Below are 19,224 nucleotides of genomic sequence, written 5' to 3'. Positions count from 1 at the left end.
GTGACGATAGGGTTGCCGCTATTCTAGCGATTCATGCAGCGATTGTCGCGTCAGTACTTCCAGGAAAGACCAAGCGAGCCGTTGTACACGGTATATGCGAACAGTGAGATGGAACTGGAAACACGTTGAGCTGACATCTGCGCATAAAGGGACCAGCCGGCCGTCACGGGGTAAGTGTAACGTAGCGCCGCTACGCGGATTGTCTGCTGCTGGTTGAGACTGCCGAAGAACACGGGGTCGTAGGCGGCGGAGTCATTCAACGTCCGTTGCTGCAATATGGCTTCCAACTGACCATGGCGGTCCATGTCGTAGTCCAGTGACAGCCATGCCGAATAACCGCGCTGCATGCCACCCGGGCGACCGCCATGTGGCCTGTCCCAGGCAGGACCGAAAAAGAACTGCATCGATGTGCGCTCGCCCACGTGTACCTGGAAGGCGGCACGCACGGCGAAGTACATGGCATCGTAGAGCGAATTGCCAGGATAGGCGGAGTCCACGACCGTCAGGTCCAGTCCGCCACGCATGAGCAAAGGGTGCCACGCCGCCGGTGGCAGCCAGAAGCCTCCGTGCCATGCCAGATCACGTTGATAGATGTGCGTGCCGAGCCATAGCACGTTCGTCGTGAACTGGTTATCCATCTCACCATGCATGAAGCTTGTTCTGTCAGTTACTCCAATGGTCACCGCGCGCTGGTCGAAGTTGTGCAGACTGCGGTAATGGCGGTCGGAAAGTCCGCCTATCAGTTCCAGGCCGGGCACAACTGGAATGGGGAACTCGCCCTGAATGGCCGATTCGATGTACTGGTCCCTGTGAGGCAGGCTTTCGGGTGCCAGGGTCAGGGAGTTTAGTGGAGCGCCCGGTGCGAAGGTCACGATCGGATCAGAGGGGCCGAAGTTCGCATTTGATGTCACGCCGGCCCCGACGCTCACTGCGAGCTGCGGCCGCAATTCGACCGATGTGCAGGTGTTCGCCCTGTAGTAAAGGATGAGTTTCCCGATGGCGGGTGGCACCTCATATTGTGCTTCGAGGCGGGCGAGCGTCCGGAGGGACAGGGCTCGTTCCCCTAACTCGCAGTACAGGATGGCAATATCGAGCAGGGCGCCCGCCTGGCGCGGATCGCGCTGCGCGAGTTCGTTAAGTAACGCGAGTGCGCGCATTCGATGGCCCTCGCTGATCGCGGCCTGCGCCTGAGCCTGCAGGTCTTCGTTGATGATCTGCTCAAAAGCGTTCCGCGGCGTTTGGGCTACGGCATACATCGGAAGGATCAGCAGGGCAGTCAGGTGAATTGCGCTCACTGCCAGCCTGAAGGCTGCGCTCCTCACGCGGCCCGACAGCAGCGCAGCACAGCGCTGCCTAGTAAGCTGCATGAGGCTTCCCTTCGTTCAGCGTATAGAGCTGCTCAGCCGCATCGCGTCCGCGCAGTGTTGCCTGAGCGCATGCCTGCAGGCGATGACGTCTCGCCTGCCGTGCCGTTTCCTGCCCGATCAGCAAACTGGTTTCCAGGGTCCGGGCGTACTCCTGAAGTCGCGACGCTACATTGACCGTATCGCCAATTGCGGTATAGGACTTGCGAAAGGTCGAGCCGATTTCACCAACCACAGCCGACCCACTATTGACCCCTATGCGCACGCGGATCGTCCTGCCCTCAAAAATGGGCAGTGCACTGCGGTTAAGCACGTCCAGTTCGCGCAGCATCGCCAGTGTGCAATCGAGTGCACGATCGGCATGGTCCGGCTGAGCAAGTGGTGCCCCCCAGAACGCCATCAACGCGTCGCCCATGTACTTGTCCAGCGTGCCTTGCGACTTGTGTACACAATCCGTCAGCGTGCTCAGGATGACATCGGTCATCGCGGCGAGCTCTTCTGGAGGCATCTGCTCGGCAAGGCGCGTGAAACCTTCAATATCGACAAAGAGGACTGAGATCTGCCGGCGCTCCGGTTTGAACGTGGCGAGCCCTCGCTGCCGGATAATTTCGCGCAGGACCGTCGGCGGCAGGTAACGACTGAAGCGACGTTCAAACGAGCGTATTGCCGCCTGCGAAAAGATCCATTCAACGGGCGCCTGAACAAACAGGAATGCTGTGGCGGGAACCAGCGGCAACGCCGCCAGGCTTGCAGGCACCAAGCGCGTCGAAAGGAGCAGCGCAAGCCATAACGATGTCGCCGCGACCAGTGCAACCAGCGCGATGCTCGCGCGTTGTGTGCGGAACAAGGCGGCAAATGCAACAATTGAACAGGCGGTCCACACCATCGGAAGCCATGCAGATGGCAGCGTGGCACCTTTGCCTGATTCAAGATCCAGCATTTCGCCAAGCAGTTCCGCGTGCACGACGACCGCAGGCAACCAGGGATCGATGGGGGACGCGACGTGGTCTGTCAGTCCAAGCGCCGACGAGCCGACCAGCACGTAACGTTTCGCGAGCAGCGCGGAGGGCGCCGTCTGGGCGAGCACATCGTAAGCCGATACCACGTCGAGTGACTGGACTGAATGTCTGAACTGCACGTGCATCAATCCATGCGAGTCCACGGGCAGGCTGCGGATCGGCACCCCGGGAGACTCGCCGTCGGCACGACAATGCATCAATTGCCACGCAAGCATGGGATAGGCAGCATTCGCGTATTCGATAAGGGGGGCGATGGACCGTACAACGCCGTCCAGACTGGCGTGCGGGGTAACGTGTCCCACACAGACGTCGGCGGCGTCAAAGAAGTTGCCCACATAGCCTGAGGCCACCGGTGCGTGCGCCGTGTCCGTGCCGGCGGCGAGCGCGCCCCCCAGGTGACCCGCATGAGGGGCATTTGCGCTGCCGGACAGGGCGAAAGCCTGAGCAAAAACGAGCGGAAACCGGTGCGCGACGGAGAGTAGCGCGTGATCGCCCTCGGGCGATCCGGCCTCAGGGAACATCACGTCGAGGCCGACAGCTTTCGCGTGATACTGCACGAACAGATTCTCTGCCAGCTGCGCGATGAGAGCACGCGGCCATGGCCACGGCCCGAGGACTTCCAGCGAGTGCTCGTCGATGTCGACGAGCGCGATGCGCGGATCCGGCCGGGCACTCAGCAATTGCACCTGCTGCCAGTCGTCAATCGCGTACCCGAGCCAGCGGTAAGGCTGGGGCAACCAGACGCCGCTCGCCAGCAGGCACGCGGTCAATGAAACCAATCCGAATATTGTGAGGCGGATGCGGTCGAGCGTAATCAGGCCTGCTATCGGGACCACTGGGTGGCTCCAACCGCAATATTTTTACCGTCAAGAGTCTGCAGGAACAGATAGCCGGCTTGCGTTGCATTCCTGCCTGCGAGCGCGCCCAGAACGGCGGCCTGCGAGCCATAGTCACTGCGCAGCTTACCGTCGGGGCCGACGCTACCTTGTGCCGACACCGCGTAGTTCATGCCGTTCGCACTGAGGCTAAGGCTCGTCTGGAAGGTACTGGCGCCGAAGTTGACTGACAGGAACGGATTGCTGATCTGCGCCTGCGTAGCTGCCCCGGTTGCAGTGTTCATCACGTAGGCGCTGGACGCCTGAAGTTCAAATGTAAAGGTGCCGAACGCGGGCATCACCATGTCCGTCTGCGGGGTACGTGTCATGGCGAACGGGGTAAGCAGTCCCAACTGGTCGCTGCCCTGCTGGAGCAGCGCAGCCAATGTCGTATCCCTCGGTGCCGACGCGAGCGGCGCAAAGCGCCCCCAGAAGATTTGTTGTGACTCGGGTGGTTGCACCGGGGCCGGAACCGGCACAGGGGAAGGTGCGACGGGCGGGGGTGCCGGCGTGGGTGCCGATGGGGCGGCAGGCGCTGTCAGTGGAAAATTAAGTTCTGCCGGCGCAACACCGGGATTGACCGGTTGCGTCGTCGCCGCCCGTGCGCTGTTTTCCTCATTCTTCAGTGCTGCGGCCGCCTGCCCAGGTATCAAGCCCGGGCGCGCCGAGTCAACCACAACCGGGTGGGCGCTCCCACGGTAGACCTGCAGCACCGCGTTGGGCTGGCCGGCGAACAGTTGTGCTGCAGTCGGCCCTTCGCACGGGCCGGTGCCCGTAGCTGCGCAACTGGCACCCAGCGGCGTCATCACAATGCCACCGCTGCGCACGTCGGCGCGTGTCACGTTGGCGTCGGTAAACACCGTGAAATCGGTGCCTCGCACGCCTAGCGCAGCAACAGGCGTATTCATGCGGTAGTGGTCCCGGGCCGCCTGGGCGCCGGCGCCAGATATTTCCCTCACCACGCCCTTATGCAGCGACACTTTGATCACTGTCTTTCTGGGTTCTGCAGGATCGTATTCGTACCGGTCGAACGTTAGCGACGAATCGGGCCGTACGCTGACGAAGCCGTGATCGACCGTTGTAATGTACACATAGCCGTCAACTCCGGTCTCGACCGTATCACCCTGTGCAATGGCGGCGCCCCGGGAAAGAGGCACACAGTCTGCCTGAGCGTGTTGCGCACACGCCTGGCCGATCACGACAACTGCATTGCCGAGCGTCACAGGCTGTGCATTGGCAGCCCCGTACAAGAAGAAAGTTGCTCCCACAACGAATCGTAGTGCGGCGACTGGCCCCATCGTCATGCATTTTTGCATCTACTTTTTTTCCCCGATATCTGCAAGGCAGTGCGGTCCATTATTCCTGCAATGATTAGCCATATTTTGGCTGGAAGATGTGACGGTCGTCACAGATATCCGCGCAAAGTGCGCCTATCTTCTCTGCGTGTCACAGCCGGGGAAAGCATTCGAGAGATGTCGACAGAACATGTAACTACCAACACGGGCCCGCCGAAGGCTATCGATCTACTGAAACAGCAGAAACTGCTACGTAACGTTGCAGATGAAGTCATTGAAGAGACGAGCCGCCATATCCGCTACCGCCGCTTCAGCAAACGGGAGTTCGTCGTCCATAAGGGCGATGCGGGTTCGTCCCTGCTGATGCTGATGTCTGGCCGCCTGCAGGTCATCGCGCTGTCTGAAGACGGCAGGGAGGTCGGGCTGAACTTTGTTGAGCCAGGCGACTACTTTGGCGAGCTGTCCATTATCGACGGCGGACCCCGCTCCGCATCGATCGTCGCGACGGCCGAATCGGTTGTGGGGTTTCTGCCAAAAGCTGAAGCCCAAGCACTGTTTTTCCGAAATCCTGCAGTTGTCGAGGCCCTATTGCAACGGTTGTGCCGCACCATCCGCCAGGCCTCCAATTACCGGTCGATGCTGGGCCTCACCCGTGCGTATTCGAGAGTGTATTCGGTGCTTGAAGCCTCGATGCGAAAGAGCGCCGGGGACCTGCTGACGATCGAGAACCTGCCAAACCAACAGGCCATAGCGATCATGGCCAACGTGAGCCGGGAAACGGTGTCGCGAGCCATCCGCTCGCTTATCGACGGACAGGTAATCGAGCGTGACTATCGGCGCCTGATCGTCCGTAATGCGGCATTGCTTACGAAGCTTGCAAGAGGGGAGGCCGAACTGCAGTTGCGCGCCAAAGCGATAAGCGAACGCACCGGCGCCGAGCAGCCGCCCCTGCACGGAAGCGCGGAGGCTGTTGTAGACAGCAGCAACCGGCTCGAAAAATTCAGGCGTCCGACAGACGCCTTTGAGGCAGACTGATGCGCGTTTTACACTTTTACCGGACCTATCTGCCGGACACGATTGGCGGGGCAGAGCAGTCGATCTACCATTTGTGCCGCGCTGGTGCGGACGTGGGAATCAGGAACACCTTGTTGACCTTGACGGCCGAGCGGGGAGGGGACCGCTTTCTGAGCATGCCAGGTCATGAAGTCGAGCGCGTCAGGAGCCGCTTCAAGGTCGCGTCGGTCGAACTGTCGTGGCGCGCGGTGCGGCGCTTTCGTGAGCTTAGCGAAGAGGCGGATATCCTGCATCTGCATTTTCCCTGGCCGATGGCAGACATCGCGTATCTCGCTGCGCGCACGCGCAAGCCGACGGTGGTTACCTATCACGCGGACATTCGGCGGCAACCGCGGCTGCTTGCCATGTATCGGCCGCTCATGCATCGCTTTCTCGGTAGCGTTGATCGCATTGTGGCGACGTCGCCGCAATACGCGGCTACCAGTGAGGTGCTGAAGCTCTATCCGGAAAAAGTCGAAGTGGTGCCGCTGGGTCTCACGTCGGGCTACTACCCCGTGCCCGATGATGCGCTGATGCGTAGCTGGCGCGAGCGCATCGGCGGCCCGTTTTTCCTGTTTGTCGGCGTCTTCCGTTATTACAAGGGACTGCCAGTCCTGATTGAGGCGATCCGGCAAACCGGTTATCCCCTCGTACTGGTGGGCGACGGTCCCCTAACAGACGAAATCCGTGCGCTGGTAGCCCAGTGCGGCGCAAGCAGTGTCCACTTCGCCGGCCGCGTCTCTGAAGTCGACAAGGTGGCGCTCATCCGGCTCAGTCGTGCGTTAGTCATGCCGTCGTCCAATCGTGCAGAAGCATTTGGCATGTCGCTGCTCGAAGCTGCGATGATGGGCAAGCCGATGATCACGTGCGAGATTGGCACGGGCACCAGCTTCGTGAACGCCCATGGAAAAACCGGACTGGTGGTTGCTCCGGATAGTCCCGCTGAACTAGCGCAAGCGATGCACGACCTTTGGGGAGATTCACTGCTGCGCGAACGCATGGGACGGTGCGCAGCACTGCGCTTTGAAGACCTCTTTACCGCCCATCGCACCGCGGCTGCATACCGTCTGATTTATCAGACAATGATTGACGAACGCAATTCAGACAGACGCACAGTGATGCCCATGGAGCCGCCGCGTAACGGGCGTATTGCGGCAGCCCCTTCGTCTGCACATCCCCATGCGGCACTGGAGAAGCAATAATGGACATGACGCTCCCGCGTTTCGGCGAGTCGCAACGGCGGTCGGTGGAAGATGGCCCCGCTGCAGCGCCCAGCCACACGCCGCTGATCCTCCCGGTAGTCCTGGCAGGTGGCTCCGGCACGCGGCTATGGCCGCTCTCCCGTGAGGGACACCCGAAGCAGATGATCGGGTTGCTGGGCGACGGTTCACTACTGGCTCACTCAGTGATGCGGCTCGATTGCCTGGCAACCGCTGCAGCGCATCAGGGACTGCTGATCTGCGCAGAGGAACACCGCTTCCTTGCCGCCGACGAGTTGAAGGCGAGTTCGCGGGACTGGCAGATGATAGTCGAACCGGTTAGCCGCAACACCGCGCCCGCACTCACGCTCGCCGCGCTTGCAGCCCGCCGTGGCAGTGACGATCCGGTGTTGCTAGTGACGCCTGCCGATCATGCGATAGCAGACGTGCCCGCGTTCGAACGGGCTGTCCGTGCGGCAGCGCGAATTGCCCAGTCTGGACAGATCGTGACGCTGGGCGTCGTGCCAGACCGTGCGGAATGCGGCTACGGCTATATTGAGCTGGGTGATCCCATCAGCACCGAACCGGCAAGCGGCGCGCGCGCCCTTCAGCGCTTCATCGAAAAGCCCGATCAGGACGTGGCGGTGGCGTTCGTGGAAGGCAAGCGGCACTGGTGGAACAGCGGCATTTTCGTGATGCGCGCATCGGTGTGGTTGCGCGCAATCGACGCGTTGCGGCCCGACATTGCACAAGCGTGCGCGGCCGCGTTCCGGCACGAGGACGGCGATCTGAAGGCAATGCGGATAGCGCGGGACGCATTTGCGACCTGTCCGTCGGAGTCCATCGACTATGCGGTCATGGAGCGCCTCGAAGAAATCGGCCTCGCCGCCGCGGTCGTGCCGCTGAACGCAGGCTGGTCAGATGTGGGTTCCTGGGATGCGGTGTGGAGCGCCTTGCCCCAGGACGAATCGGGTAATGTCGCGCGGGGTGATGTTGTGCTCAAAGACTCCTCCGGCACCTACGTCCATTCGGAAGGCCGGCTCGTCGCCTGCATCGGTGCCAGGGACCTGATTGTCGTGGAAACCGCCGATGCGGTACTCGTTGCGGACAGGCATCATGCCCAGGACGTCAAGGCGGTCGTCCGACACCTTAAGGATCGCGGCAGCAGTGAAGCGAAGCATCACCTTAAGGTTCACCGGCCATGGGGCCTTTACGAATCGATCGAACACGGCCCACGCTTCCAGGTCAAGCGTATTGTGGTCACGCCGGGCGCAGCCCTCTCCCTGCAGCTTCACTATCACCGTGCCGAGCACTGGATCGTGGTCAGCGGTACTGCGCGCGTGACCCGTGGTGAAGAGACGTTCCTACTCGCGGAAAACGAATCGACCTATGTACCATTGGGCGTCAAACACCGGCTGGAAAACGTCGGACGGGTCCCACTCGAGATGATCGAGGTTCAGTGTGGCAGCTACCTCGGCGAGGACGACATCGTCCGTTTCGACGATCACTACGGTCGCGACGTAAGTGCGGCGAATATATCGGAAACTCGCGCGTCCACAGCAGCGGAAGGTTGATCTGAAATTCGGGGAGCGCCGACGTGTCGTTGAGGTAACGCAGTGGTTTGTACCGGGAGATCATCTAGCCGTTGTGCGAGAGCGTGCAAAAGGTGGGGAGGCTCCTCATCAGGGCCGCTTGTGTTTTCGGTGGTGGCGCCGGTTTCGTTTGAGGTAGGCTGATCGGTCTCGCAACGGTGGGAACAAGCCATGCGGTTGATCATCGAAGCAAGATTGGTCGACGGGGACAGTGACACGGTCGAGGAGGGCGACGGAATTCTGTCCGTCGTTGAGCGCCCTGATTGCAGTCTTGCGGACCCGGGCCTGTCTCTCGCGGAAGGGCGGTCGCTGCTGGCGAAGGTGCACACCGAACTTCTTTCGAAACAGGTACAGCGGTGGCTCGCAAGCCAGACCCATTGTGAGAGCTGCGGTGCAGCCTTGAGGCACAAAGACAGCCGCTCGACGATGCTGCGCACCGTCTACGGCAAAGTGACCGTGAAGAGTCCGTGGCTGTGGTCGTGCGCGTGTCAAGGGACTGCGCGGACGGAGCAGCGTGTGGTGCACCCCTTGTCGAAAGCGCTAACCAGACGCGTCACGCCGGAGCTGGAATACCTTCAGGCGAAGTGGGCAGCTCATTTGCCCTACCGGCAGGCGACGAACATGCTGAAGGAAGTGCTGCCGCTGGACAAGGGCATCTCATCGAGTGGCATCCGGGATCGGATTCTTGACCTTGGAGAACAGCTCGACGCTGATATAGAGCGTGACATCGCGCACCTCCCCCAGTCTGTTGCAGACGAACAGGTTCGCGAATGCTGTCATGTCGCCGCCGTGAGCGTCGACTCGGCGTGGCTACGCAATTGCGACCCCGGGCGAGACCATGGCCGCCACGTGAACATCGTCGTGGGACGGGCTACGTTCACTGACGGTCCCCCAAACTGTATGCATATGTGCACAGGGAAGTGACCTCGGCTGCAGCGCGACCCGATCAGTTCCTCAGCCGGAACGGTGTGGCGAGCGACGAACGGGTGACCGTGATCAGCGACGATGCCGGTGAATTTGGGAAGACGGTCGAGGGCAGTCAGTTGGCCCGCGGCCGGATCCTCGACTGGTTTCACATCGCGATGAAGTTCAAGGCGGCGGAGCGCTCCGTGTTCGGCAGCAAGATGATTGACTCGATGGAACGGGAGTCAGTGGAAACCGAAATCACCCACGCCCAATGGCTGGTCTGGCATGGCAAGGGCAGCAAAGCGTTGGAGCGGATCAAGGCACTGGACAGTCGGCTGCTGTCGAGGGAAGGATACGAATTCAATACGTTGTGGTGGAATCTGAACACTGTCTCCAGTTACCTCAAGAACAACGCGCGCACGTTGGTCAACTACGGCGCCCGGCATCGCAAGGGCCTGCCGATCAGCAGCAGCATCGCCGAGTCTGCGGTGAACCAGGTTGTCAGTTACCGTATGGCCAGGAAACGCCAGATGCGGTGGACAGACGAAGGAGCGCACTGCGTGGCACAGGTCAGGGTTGCGGTGTTGAACGGGGAATTCTCCCCCCGTCGCATCTCGGCGTTCAAGATTGCCGCCTCGCGTTGCGGCGGTCAAGCGCGAAGCAGCGCCGAGGCAAAAGCATACTTCGACAGTTTGGTCGGCGCCTGTAGCAGGTGATCGCGGCTGGATCCTTTTGAAATCGTGCAGATCGTCAGCCGTAGGACGCGAGTCATGACGATTAACTTGAGCGCAGCGGCGCACGGAAGCCGGCCGTGGCTCCTATTCCCCCGCCCGTGGATCCGCCTTTCCCCAATGACCTCGAGTAGGTGGAAGCAAGCTAACTTCAGACTCGATCTGCTTGGCGGACCGCCCCGTTAGGCGAGGCGAAATATCGCCCCGCGTGCTTCGCCTCTAGGCACAACTCAGATTAGAAGCGGTGAATAATGCCGAGCGCAGCAGCGAACATACTGCGCGAGGAGGAGGGCGCCGAGTTGAACCCGTCACCGATAGCCGGTGTCGCATCGATTTGACGGTTGACAGGGCCGGCGGCCGTGAAAGTCGGCGTTCCCAGAGTGCGACCTGTGGAGCGTTGATACGCTTCGAGCAGGTACAGGCCCGTCCGTTTGGACAGCGAGTAATACTGCGAAAGATTGAACTGATGATACGTAGCCGCTTGATCGATGCCGTTCGCTTTGCTCGTCCATGTGTAGCTATACCCTGCTCCAAGATCCCAAGCTGAGGTTGGCTTCCAGTGCAGCACACTGCCGACCGTGTTGAAAACAGCTTCATCCGTGAACTTGGAGTTGATGCCTGGAATGTATTGGACGTTGCTATATGTCGCCGAGATATCCCAGGCATCGTTGAACGTGTAGCCTAGAGCGACCGCGAAGCGCTGTTGGGCTTGTGCGCCTTGATACCCATTGGTGACTGCCGAGACACCCGACTGTCCGCCGGAATTTGTGGTTGATTCGGCGCCCCACGGTCCACCCCCGTTCGTTGAATTGTTCGTGCGCATGAACGCGACGGCTCCGCCAACGGGTCCCTGAGCGTATTGCAGCGCCGCTGACCACGTCGAGCCCTGATATGCGCTTCCCGGGACACCAGCAAGCGAGTATGAGCCGCTCGCCGTCACGCCGTATATCTTCGGGGACGTAAACGCAATGGAATTATTGGACCTATAGCCCGTATCCAGTGAATCGACGTCTCCTGGGTGCGCACCAAATGAGCCCGTGAGCAAATTGGTGGGGCTGTAAGGCGACAAAAGCGTGAAGTAGGAAGTGTACTGCCGACCGAGAGTAAGCGTACCGTAATTCGGATTGGTGAGTCCAATCCACGCTTGGCGACCAAACAATGCATTGGTATATTGCTGGGCGCCTGTATTCAGGTTGAATCCCGACTCCAACTGAAAGATGGCTTTATTGCCACCGCCTAGGTCCTCGGAGCCCTTAAGACCGAATCGGTTGCCAGCCCAAACGCCGGGAAGCAGTTTGATATTTGAACGACCACCAGAGGTCGATCCTAGAGATGTTTGGCTGCTTTGATACGTGATCGTGTCATCAAGAACCCCGTACAAGGTAACACTGTTTTGCGGGAACACTGGCGCAGAAAACGCAAGTCCGGCTGCGGCGAAAAGGTTGCGGCGAATGCTTATTGCAGTCACTGGGTCGTCCTCCATTGTTTTTTAGGTGTGGTGTGACTTAAATCGTCGAAAAGCCTTGGGCGTGCGAAGCCTTTTCGGCTGGCGTTCTTGGCCAGCCGATCTGACGAGTTTTTCTTGATGGTCAACCGAACGGAAAATCGCTGACCAACCAGGAGACGTTTTGCTGTAGCAGCGCGTCAATCGGACTTCAATTGCAGATTGGTTGGTTGTCGTTTTTCAATCGCGTGCTTGAGTAGAGCCGCCGAGCGAAAAATACCATGAGCAAATTTTCCGTAAGGCAGCGTCAAGAACAAGCCCATGACCACGCCCAAGTGCAGTGCGAGCATCAGCGTCATCGCACCAGTGTCTCGCAGTGCAAGGAGGAGCAGACCAGTAACGCTCGTCAGTAGAAGGAGTGCGATGAACCCTCGATCCATTGGGCGTTGGGCAACGTCACCTTGGCATGGATCTCGCCGCAGGTTCAGCCAAAGCAGCCCTGATGGCCCAATCAGGAGTCCAATGCCGCCAAGTGTACCAAGCACGACTGGGAGGCTGTAGAGTGGGTACGGTGCGTGGTAATCGAGTAGGTAGTGATAGAGCGTCGCAACGCCGGTCGCAGCGAAGCACAGCATGAACCCATAGAATGTGAAGTGATGGAAGCGCCGACGCAAAAGAGAAAATGCATCGTTTTCGTTGTTGCAGCCCTTGCCGTGGCCGCCGCCGAGATACTTCAATCGCAATACGTCGTGAGCCGTTTCAGCAATAGCAGAACCGGACGCTGTGCCTGGGCTTACGCCTCGCCAAAAACGTGTGATGCCGACGCCGAGTGCAAAGATCGCAAACAAGAACACAGTCCCAAACATCAGCGCGAGTAGGTTATGGGGGAACACTGCGTAGAAGTTGCCGCCCAATTGGCGGTTGAACGCATGGCCGGTTAGACTTGTGGCAAGCATTAAGAACGCGGCGAGCGCTCCACCGAGTGCAAGTGCCAACGTCAGACCGTTATTGCGATAAAGCTTGCCGAAGGATGCGGGAAATGCAAAATCGCTATACGTGTCCATGCGTACCTTTGCCATCGCCTGGGGCACGTTCACAGCGAACTCGTGCGGAGGGGCGTACTGGCATGCATGGAGACACGCGCCACAGTTGTGGCATAGATTGGCGAGGTAGTGAACGTCTGCTTGGCTAAAAGCAAGCCTCCTTCCCATGGCAGGGAAAACGGCGCAGAACCCTTCGCAGTAGCGACACGCGTTGCAAATCTGCATCACGCGGGCGACCTCTGCTTCGTTGGCTCCGCATTCGCCCGCAAGAATTTCGTTCTTTGCCTGGAAACGTAGTGGCTGCGCGCCGGAATGCGCGGGTCGCCCCGCTGCTTGGACCGAAGCCGCGTGGATCAAATCATCAAGCGATTGCATGCTGTACTCCCGTATTCATATCTTGCTGCAGTCGTTGTGCCGCGCGCGCCGCATATTCGCCGGCAATACGGCCGAAGGCCGTTCCGATCGACATGCCGACACCCGCTGTATAGCCCTTTCCGAGTACATTACCTGCCATCATTTCGCCAGCCACGAACAGATTTTCACTGGGACGATCGTTGAAGCGTAGGGCAGCGGTCTCATCGACCTTGAGGCCGAGGTAAGTGAATGTGATACCGGGGCGCAAGGCATAGGCGTAGAAGGGCGGGGTATCGATTGGTCGAGCCCAGTGGGTCTTCGTCGGCGCAAGGCCTTCAGTGTGACAATCGTCCAGCACGGTGTGGTCGAACCTGCCGACTCGACAAGAAGCGTTGTATTCCGCAAGCGTACGAACGAATTGTTCTTCGTCTACGCCAATCTTGCGTGCCAGTTCATCAAGGGACGACGCCTGGACACCTGGGAAAACGGGAGGCATAAAGCGGCCGATCGCTTTGGCGTCGATGATTGAATAGGCGATCTGGCCCGGTTGCATCGCGGTGAGGCGGCCCCAGATGGCGTAACGCTTCGGCCAGAAATCCTCACCCTCATCGTAAAACCGCTTTGCCTCCCGATTGACCACGACACCTAGAGACACGCAGTCGATCCGCGTGCAAATGCCTCCGTCGTAAAGGGGGGCACGAGCGTCGATTGCTACGCAATGACCTTGAGACGGGTCTCCGATGATGTCGGCACCCGCGTTCATCATGAACTTGAGAAGAACGCCCTGATTGAACCGCGTACCGCGAATCAAAATCTGCTCACCTGGCCATTCGCCTCGCTCGTTTTGGCCCCATACCTCTCTCAGCCACTCGCGATTTGATTCAAAACCTCCGCACGCCAATACACAGGTTCTGGCTTCGATGCGCTTTCCGTGCACGTAGGCAGCGATGAAACGGCCTTTGTCACCGAGTTCCAGCGAATCAACGGGGCTTTCATAGCGAATCTGTACACCGAGTTCTTCCGCGCTGCGGTAGTAGGCGTTGACGAGGGCCTTTCCGCCGCCCATGAAGAACGCATTGGTACGCGAGAGGTGCAGCGTTCCCGACAATGGTGGCTGGAAGTTGACGCCATGTTTGCGCATCCAAGTACGGCATGTCGAAGAGTGACGGATCACAAGACGCGCAAGGTGCTCGTTTGTGATGCCGCCAGTTACCTTCAATAGGTCTTGCCAGAACTCCTCTTCCGGGTAGGCATCGACCAACACGTCTTGTGGAGCGTCGTGCATGCAACGGAGATTACGTGTGTGCTGCGAGTTACCGCCTCGCCATTCACGCGGCGCTGCTTCTAACATGAGGACGCTTGATCCGGCCTCCCGTGCTGTCAGCGCTGCACATAGGGCGGCGTTTCCACCACCGATTACCAAAACATCAATCATTGTCAGGTTCCCATGTACTGAAAGGACACTCTAGATGGTTGCGAGTTGACACGCCATCCTTGCAATAAAAAGGGGGCTTCACGATTTGTGAAGGGTAGCTCCCGGCCAGTTACCGAGCTCGACTTGTTCACCTGCAACTTGGGCTAGCAGCACGCGTGCGGCCAGCGCGGCGGGTGAGAGCTCGTCGTCGGACAGACTAACTAGTAAATTCGGGCGACGAAGGAATCGATCGTTAATTAGCCGAATGTCTAGTGGCATTCCGGCTAGGCGGACCGTAGCCGCCCCAGGCTGGATGGTTGCGCCGAAACCTTCTTGAACGAGTGTCATCAACACGCTGAGACCGTCCACCTCGACAGCCACCTCGGGTCTCAGTTGAGCCCGCGCGAAGCCGCTGTCAACTAATACACGCAGTCCGTGCGAAGGTCTTGGCAATACGAGAGCCATGTTATGAAGGTCGCAGAGGGACACCGATGTGCCGGCCGAAAGGCCGTGCATATCTGGCCTTGAAATAAAAAAAAGTCGCTCGTCCAAGAGAGGCAGCACGCTCCAACGATGCGCAACGTCGGAGCCGAATACGATCGCTAGATCGAGCTGCCGAGCGTTCAGCATATTAGAGAGATGTCCTGACAATGCTTCGACGATATGAACTCGCACACCTGGATAGCGTTCACGCAGCGCGCGGAGAAAGGGGACAGCGATTACCGCTGCCGTCGTGCTAGCAAAGCCAATGCTTACATGACCCGTTAAACGCGCTTCTCGCGCCGAGTGAACCGCGTTGTCAGCATGGCGCACTGCAAGCTGTGCTTGGCGTAGAAAAGCAATTCCTGCATCCGTTGGCACGACGCCGGCCGTGGTTCGTGTCAGGAGCCGTGTCGACAGCTCGCCTTCGAGCCGACTGATCTGTTGGCTAAGCGCGGATGTCACTAGGCCCAGTTCAGAGGCAGCTCGTCCGAGCCCTCCATGCTCCACCACCTTGATGAAATACCGAAGTTGTCGCAGTTCCATGAAACGAATTCAAAGCTTAAATGCGCGGTCGCGCCTTCGTGATAAGCAAGGGTGTGAGCAGGTGAAGGCGCAGCCGAGCGTGAGAGGGTCGAGTAATGGAACTTTCGCGCGACGAGCAAGGAGCCCTACAGCATTCGGTTGCGAAGCCCGCGGATCGTTGAAGGGCGTGGGTGTAATAGAACGAACCGTCGCGATCCTTAATTCATAGCGACCCGTCGCGAATGCAACATTTGCGACGTGAATCATTGCATTCGCTGACGGTGTGTCGCGTGAAATTGGATCGTATGTATTCAATTACCGGTTTTCAGCTTGTGCTCCCGAAGTGCAGATCTCGGAATGCCGAGAACGATAGCGAGACCTCCGAGGACGGTTAGCGCGGCGATGAAGATAAAGCCAGCGGCCATCGAGTGCGTGTGTGTCTTTGCCCACCCGAGAAGAATCGGAGCCAACACAGCGCCAATTTGTCCCAGACTGCTGGTTGCAGCGATCCCTACGCTAGCGGACCGGGACGGAAAGTACGCGGGCGGAATCGTCCAGAAGATCGTGCTGCCGCCATAGTACGCAACGCCTACCAAGGACAAACAAAGCAGTGCGAGGCCCAAGTTCCCTGCCACATGCGGAAGGCACAGCAACGCAACTGCGCCACATGAGACGGTGAAAAAGTAGTGCCACCGCCGTTCAAGTTTGCGATCTGAGTGTCGAGCAATCACCAACATCCCAAGTGCGCCGAGGCCAAACGGGATCGCCGACAGTGTGGCGACAGTTCCGATATCGGGATTGGCAATATTGTGGATAATCGTCGGCGTCCAATAATTCAGAACGGTTCCCAAAACAGGGATCACCGTGTAACCGACGACTGCCAAATAAAGCCGTGGATCTCGGAACACGCTGAGGAAATCGCTGATCCCATGATCATGTCCCGGCTTACTCGACTCGCCTAAGTGAAGATTCGTTTGAATTAACTCTTTTTCCGAGGCCGTGAGCCATTTTGCGTCTTTCGGACTGTCGTCGAGGTAAAACAGCGCGACAATTCCAAGCACAATTGCCGGCAAACCTTCGATGAAGAAAAGCCATTGCCAATTTCGGAAACCAAGCAAGCCGGACGTGTGGGTCAAAATCAGTCCCGCTAACGGCCCACCGATTACTCCAGCCACGGCCATCGCAAGCAGAAAGCGCGACATCACGCGTGCACGGCGACTTGAGGGGAACCAGAAGGTAAGGTAAAGAATCAAGCCCGGATAGAAGCCGGCCTCAGCTACGCCTAGGACGAACCGTGCAACGTAAAACTCCGTCGGCGTTCGAACAAGAAAAGTCAGGCACGAAATCGCTCCCCAAAGGAGCATGATCCTCGCCAACGTTTTGCGCGCCCCGATTCTCGTCAAAAGCAAGTTGCTTGGGATTTCGAATATCACATAGCCAAAGATGAAAAGACCTACGCCTAAGCCGTATGCCGCCTCGCTCAGGCCGATGTCAGTAGCCAACGGAATCTTGGCGAACCCAACGTTGATGCGGTCAATGTAGTTGACCATCCAGCAAATGAATAAAAATGGGATCAACCGCCGCGTAACCTTTTTGTACGTTGCGTCCACTTCATGCAACGAGTTGGACGGAACAGGCTTCGCTTCACCGTGGCTAATGCCCGACGCCGGTACATTCATTGTCTCCTCCGACAGTTCTCGAGGCCTAACGTGTCGCTAGGCCTTTTTTGGTTATTGCTCGCTTCTGTGCTCTCAACGAGAGCTGCAGCACGGTCCCAAGGTAGCGACACGCTGTGCTGACCCCGAGTGAACCTAGTCTACGTCCACCGTACCGTTTTGTGAACACGTTTCAAAAAAAATACTGTCGCGATGTTCCTCGGCTCGTCAGTCGTCCCCTTCGAGCGAACGAGCCCTTGGAAGCATGGGGCGGATAAGTGAACAGAACGACACGCAACAGCGGCCGCTGCTGCGGGCTTTTAGGCGGCGATGTCGTCGACTGTTTTAAGTGCTTTCAGCTCTGGGCCGGTTGGTGAAGTACTTCCGCCGGCAGGCTGTTACAGTGGTCATAAATCGCACCGGGGCGCGTGAACCAAACTTGATCCCTTTTGGGATGGTTGACGATGTGTGCGAGTGCGCGCCTTAACGCGCGCAGCCGATACGGCTGCCCAACGATCATCGCATGAAGCGCTAGGCTGCAGACCAACGGTTGCTTCTCGCTTTGCTCAAGCATCTCTTCAAACTGGTCGATGATCGCCTGGGTGAAGTCATCAGGGCTCTGTTGCCGCACGAGCATCTGCGGCGAGTCGTTCAATTCGAAGGGGTAGGGTATCGACATGATCCGCCCTTTGCGGGTGCGCATCCAAACTGGCTGATCGTCTGCCGGCCAGTCCATGACGAACTTAAAGCCAGCCTCCTGAAGCAGATCCGGCGTAACTGCACTCACCGCCATCCAGGGAGCCATCCAGCCTTTTGGTATTTCGCCCCAGTTCTCGGCAATTGAGTCTCGGACCTCCTGAATGAAGCGCCGCTCGTCCTCTTCCCACATATGCCCATGCCGCTCGGCATTCGTTCGCCCGTGAGCGATGACCTCGTCTTGGCGCGACTTGATGCGCTGCAATATCTGCGGCGCATATTCAAACAGCGAGGTGTTGATTAGGTGCGACGCCGGCAGCGACAACTCATCGAGCAGATCAAAAACCCGCCACACCCCAACCCGATTACCGTAGTCGCACCAAGCAAAGGCGCGTTGGTCAGGTGCGGGAAGAGGCGTCGACAGCGAGTGGATCAACCCGCTTCCAAAGGCGAAATGCTCGATGTTCAGACCAATATAGAACGCCAAGCGTTTTCCTTGTGGCCAGGCGTAGTGTGGTCGTTCGTTGATTGCGCTGTAAGGATAACGATGGTGGTGAGGAAGAGTCACGATGTCTCCGGGTAAACACTAGGAAGCCGGCACGCTGGCTACTGAAAAAAGGCCGGGGTCAACAAAGTATACCCCGGTGTTCCAAAAATGGATAAAATACCAATTCAATGACACGATTACAGTGGAGCCTCAATGAAGCCGGGAAGTTTTGTCCTTTATGAGCCGTCGTCGGTCGAGCAGGCGGCCGTAATGCTTGCAGACGTCGCAGAACATGACGGCAGAATCATCGCTGGCGGTCAGACCCTCGTACCTGCCATGGCGATGCGTTTCGCCCAACCGGCATATCTCATTGACATCAACTCTATCGCCGCGCTGAAGAGACTTGTGATCGAGCGAGACCAGTTGGTAATTGGCGCCTGCGTGCGGCATGCCGCATTCCACGAACCCGTGACCGACGGACCTCTAGGGCATCTGCTAAGCACTGTCGTCCGCCACATCGCGCACCTGCCTATTCGGAACCGGGGCACATTCTGTGGAAGCATCGCTAACGCTGACCCAGCCTCGGAATGGTGTCTCGTTAGCGTTGCGCTAGACGCCACACTTGTCGCTCAAAGCGTGTCAGGGATAAGGGAAATTAGCGCCTCCTCGTTCTTTCTGGGCTTCATGACGACGGCATTGAACCCTGACGAATTGCTTGTATCCGCAAACCTTCCGCTCCTGGAGACGGACACTCGATTCGGCTTTCACGAGGTGAGTCGAAGGGCCGGCGACTTTGCGCAAGCGATGGCCCTTGCAGTGTTTCGGTTGGACGGCCCGACGCTACGTAATGTGCGGATCGCCCTGGGCGGTGTTGAAACGGTACCGAAACGGCTCGCAGCCGTCGAAGAGCTACTCGAGGGACAAGCTTTCGATTCGGGCCTGCTCGAGCGTGCAGCGCAAATCGCTAGTGAGGCTGTAGAGCCAGTGGATACCACCGGCGAGGACATTCGCTATCGACGGCGCCTGGTTCGCACTGTTGTGATTCGGGCAGTCAAGGCGGCCTTGGCCAATACAGCTAGTGAATAATCGGAC

15 protein-coding genes are annotated in these 19,224 nt (G+C 58.7%); 6 read left to right on the top strand and 9 right to left on the bottom strand.

The features are described from left to right. Positions 1-50: 50 nt before the first annotated feature. Genes PQR42_RS33040 through PQR42_RS33030 form a run of 3 tightly spaced genes read right to left on the bottom strand, consistent with a single transcriptional unit; the run spans position 51 to position 4,481 of the window. Positions 51-1,367 carry a tetratricopeptide repeat protein gene (locus PQR42_RS33040; protein WP_408494651.1) on the bottom strand — a complete coding sequence of 439 codons (1,317 nt, stop codon included), beginning with the start codon at positions 1,365-1,367 and terminating at the stop codon, positions 51-53. Next, a complete protein-coding gene (locus PQR42_RS33035; protein WP_408494649.1) occupies positions 1,354-3,219 on the bottom strand; it encodes a CHASE2 domain-containing protein in 1,866 nt (621 codons plus the stop codon). The genes PQR42_RS33040 and PQR42_RS33035 overlap by 14 nt, the downstream gene beginning before the upstream one ends. Continuing rightward, positions 3,207-4,481 (bottom strand): FecR family protein, encoded by a 1,275-nt coding sequence (locus tag PQR42_RS33030; protein ID WP_408494647.1) that lies wholly within the window; start codon positions 4,479-4,481, stop codon positions 3,207-3,209. The genes PQR42_RS33035 and PQR42_RS33030 overlap by 13 nt, the downstream gene beginning before the upstream one ends. Positions 4,482-4,730: 249 nt before the next feature. Here PQR42_RS33030 and PQR42_RS33025 point away from each other — a divergent pair, with 249 nt between their 5' ends. From PQR42_RS33025 to PQR42_RS33005, 5 genes are all read left to right on the top strand, one after another. Then, positions 4,731-5,588: a Crp/Fnr family transcriptional regulator gene (locus PQR42_RS33025; protein ID WP_408494645.1), complete on the top strand. Its 858-nt coding sequence runs from the start codon at positions 4,731-4,733 to the stop codon at positions 5,586-5,588. Continuing rightward, complete coding sequence (locus PQR42_RS33020; protein ID WP_408494643.1) at positions 5,588-6,808, top strand: glycosyltransferase; 1,221 nt, start codon at positions 5,588-5,590, stop codon at positions 6,806-6,808. Before PQR42_RS33025 ends, PQR42_RS33020 begins: the two co-directional genes overlap by 1 nt. Beyond that, complete coding sequence (locus PQR42_RS33015; RefSeq protein WP_408494641.1) at positions 6,808-8,379, top strand: mannose-1-phosphate guanylyltransferase/mannose-6-phosphate isomerase; 1,572 nt, start codon at positions 6,808-6,810, stop codon at positions 8,377-8,379. The genes PQR42_RS33020 and PQR42_RS33015 overlap by 1 nt, the downstream gene beginning before the upstream one ends. Positions 8,380-8,568: 189 nt before the next feature. Next, positions 8,569-9,321, top strand: a complete 753-nt coding sequence (locus PQR42_RS33010) for a hypothetical protein (RefSeq protein ID WP_408494639.1) — start codon at positions 8,569-8,571, stop codon at positions 9,319-9,321. A 44-nt stretch (positions 9,322-9,365) separates the two neighbouring features. Beyond that, complete coding sequence (locus tag PQR42_RS33005) at positions 9,366-10,019, top strand: hypothetical protein (RefSeq protein WP_408494637.1); 654 nt, start codon at positions 9,366-9,368, stop codon at positions 10,017-10,019. Between the two features lie 250 nt (positions 10,020-10,269). On the opposite strand, the gene PQR42_RS33000 is transcribed toward PQR42_RS33005, so the two are convergent. The 6 genes from PQR42_RS33000 to PQR42_RS32975 form a co-directional block, all read right to left on the bottom strand. Further along, positions 10,270-11,502 carry a porin gene (locus tag PQR42_RS33000; protein ID WP_408494635.1) on the bottom strand — a complete coding sequence of 411 codons (1,233 nt, stop codon included), beginning with the start codon at positions 11,500-11,502 and terminating at the stop codon, positions 10,270-10,272. 176 nt (positions 11,503-11,678) lie between these two features. Continuing rightward, on the bottom strand, positions 11,679-12,896 hold the full coding sequence (tcuB, locus tag PQR42_RS32995; RefSeq protein WP_408494633.1) for a tricarballylate utilization 4Fe-4S protein TcuB: 1,218 nt from the start codon (positions 12,894-12,896) through the stop codon (positions 11,679-11,681). Then, positions 12,883-14,310 carry an FAD-dependent tricarballylate dehydrogenase TcuA gene (gene tcuA, locus PQR42_RS32990; RefSeq protein WP_408494631.1) on the bottom strand — a complete coding sequence of 476 codons (1,428 nt, stop codon included), beginning with the start codon at positions 14,308-14,310 and terminating at the stop codon, positions 12,883-12,885. The genes tcuB and tcuA overlap by 14 nt, the downstream gene beginning before the upstream one ends. 78 nt (positions 14,311-14,388) lie before the next feature. After that, positions 14,389-15,315 carry a LysR family transcriptional regulator gene (locus tag PQR42_RS32985; RefSeq protein WP_408494629.1) on the bottom strand — a complete coding sequence of 309 codons (927 nt, stop codon included), beginning with the start codon at positions 15,313-15,315 and terminating at the stop codon, positions 14,389-14,391. 290 nt (positions 15,316-15,605) lie between these two features. After that, positions 15,606-16,973 (bottom strand): MFS transporter, encoded by a 1,368-nt coding sequence (locus PQR42_RS32980; RefSeq protein WP_408494627.1) that lies wholly within the window; start codon positions 16,971-16,973, stop codon positions 15,606-15,608. A gap of 331 nt (positions 16,974-17,304) precedes the next feature. Further along, positions 17,305-18,213, bottom strand: a complete 909-nt coding sequence (locus PQR42_RS32975) for a polysaccharide deacetylase family protein (protein ID WP_408494625.1) — start codon at positions 18,211-18,213, stop codon at positions 17,305-17,307. Between the two features lie 132 nt (positions 18,214-18,345). Between PQR42_RS32975 and PQR42_RS32970 the strand changes: the two genes are divergently transcribed. Continuing rightward, complete coding sequence (locus PQR42_RS32970) at positions 18,346-19,218, top strand: FAD binding domain-containing protein (RefSeq protein ID WP_408494623.1); 873 nt, start codon at positions 18,346-18,348, stop codon at positions 19,216-19,218. Positions 19,219-19,224 lie beyond the last annotated feature (6 nt).

It is taken from the genome of Paraburkholderia sediminicola (assembly GCF_046027355.1).
Classification (GTDB): Bacteria; Pseudomonadota; Gammaproteobacteria; order Burkholderiales; family Burkholderiaceae; genus Paraburkholderia; species Paraburkholderia sediminicola_B.
Note: the sequence above shows the minus strand (reverse complement) of the source record. Positions and strands in the feature narration are given on the sequence as shown.

Bases quoted from the DNA above. Each gene is read 5' to 3' on its own strand.
- PQR42_RS33040 (WP_408494651.1), bottom strand. From the start codon at position 1,367: ATGCAGCTTACTAGGCAGCGCTGTGCTGCGCTGCTGTCGGGCCGCGTG.
- PQR42_RS33025 (WP_408494645.1), top strand. From the start codon at position 4,731: ATGTCGACAGAACATGTAACTACCAACACGGGCCCGCCGAAGGCTATC.
- PQR42_RS33020 (WP_408494643.1), top strand. From the start codon at position 5,588: ATGCGCGTTTTACACTTTTACCGGACCTATCTGCCGGACACGATTGGC.
- PQR42_RS33015 (WP_408494641.1), top strand. From the start codon at position 6,808: ATGGACATGACGCTCCCGCGTTTCGGCGAGTCGCAACGGCGGTCGGTG.
- PQR42_RS33010 (WP_408494639.1), top strand. From the start codon at position 8,569: ATGCGGTTGATCATCGAAGCAAGATTGGTCGACGGGGACAGTGACACG.
- tcuB (WP_408494633.1), bottom strand. From the start codon at position 12,896: ATGCAATCGCTTGATGATTTGATCCACGCGGCTTCGGTCCAAGCAGCG.
- tcuA (WP_408494631.1), bottom strand. From the start codon at position 14,310: ATGATTGATGTTTTGGTAATCGGTGGTGGAAACGCCGCCCTATGTGCA.
- PQR42_RS32985 (WP_408494629.1), bottom strand. From the start codon at position 15,315: ATGGAACTGCGACAACTTCGGTATTTCATCAAGGTGGTGGAGCATGGA.
- PQR42_RS32980 (WP_408494627.1), bottom strand. From the start codon at position 16,973: ATGAATGTACCGGCGTCGGGCATTAGCCACGGTGAAGCGAAGCCTGTT.
- PQR42_RS32970 (WP_408494623.1), top strand. From the start codon at position 18,346: ATGAAGCCGGGAAGTTTTGTCCTTTATGAGCCGTCGTCGGTCGAGCAG.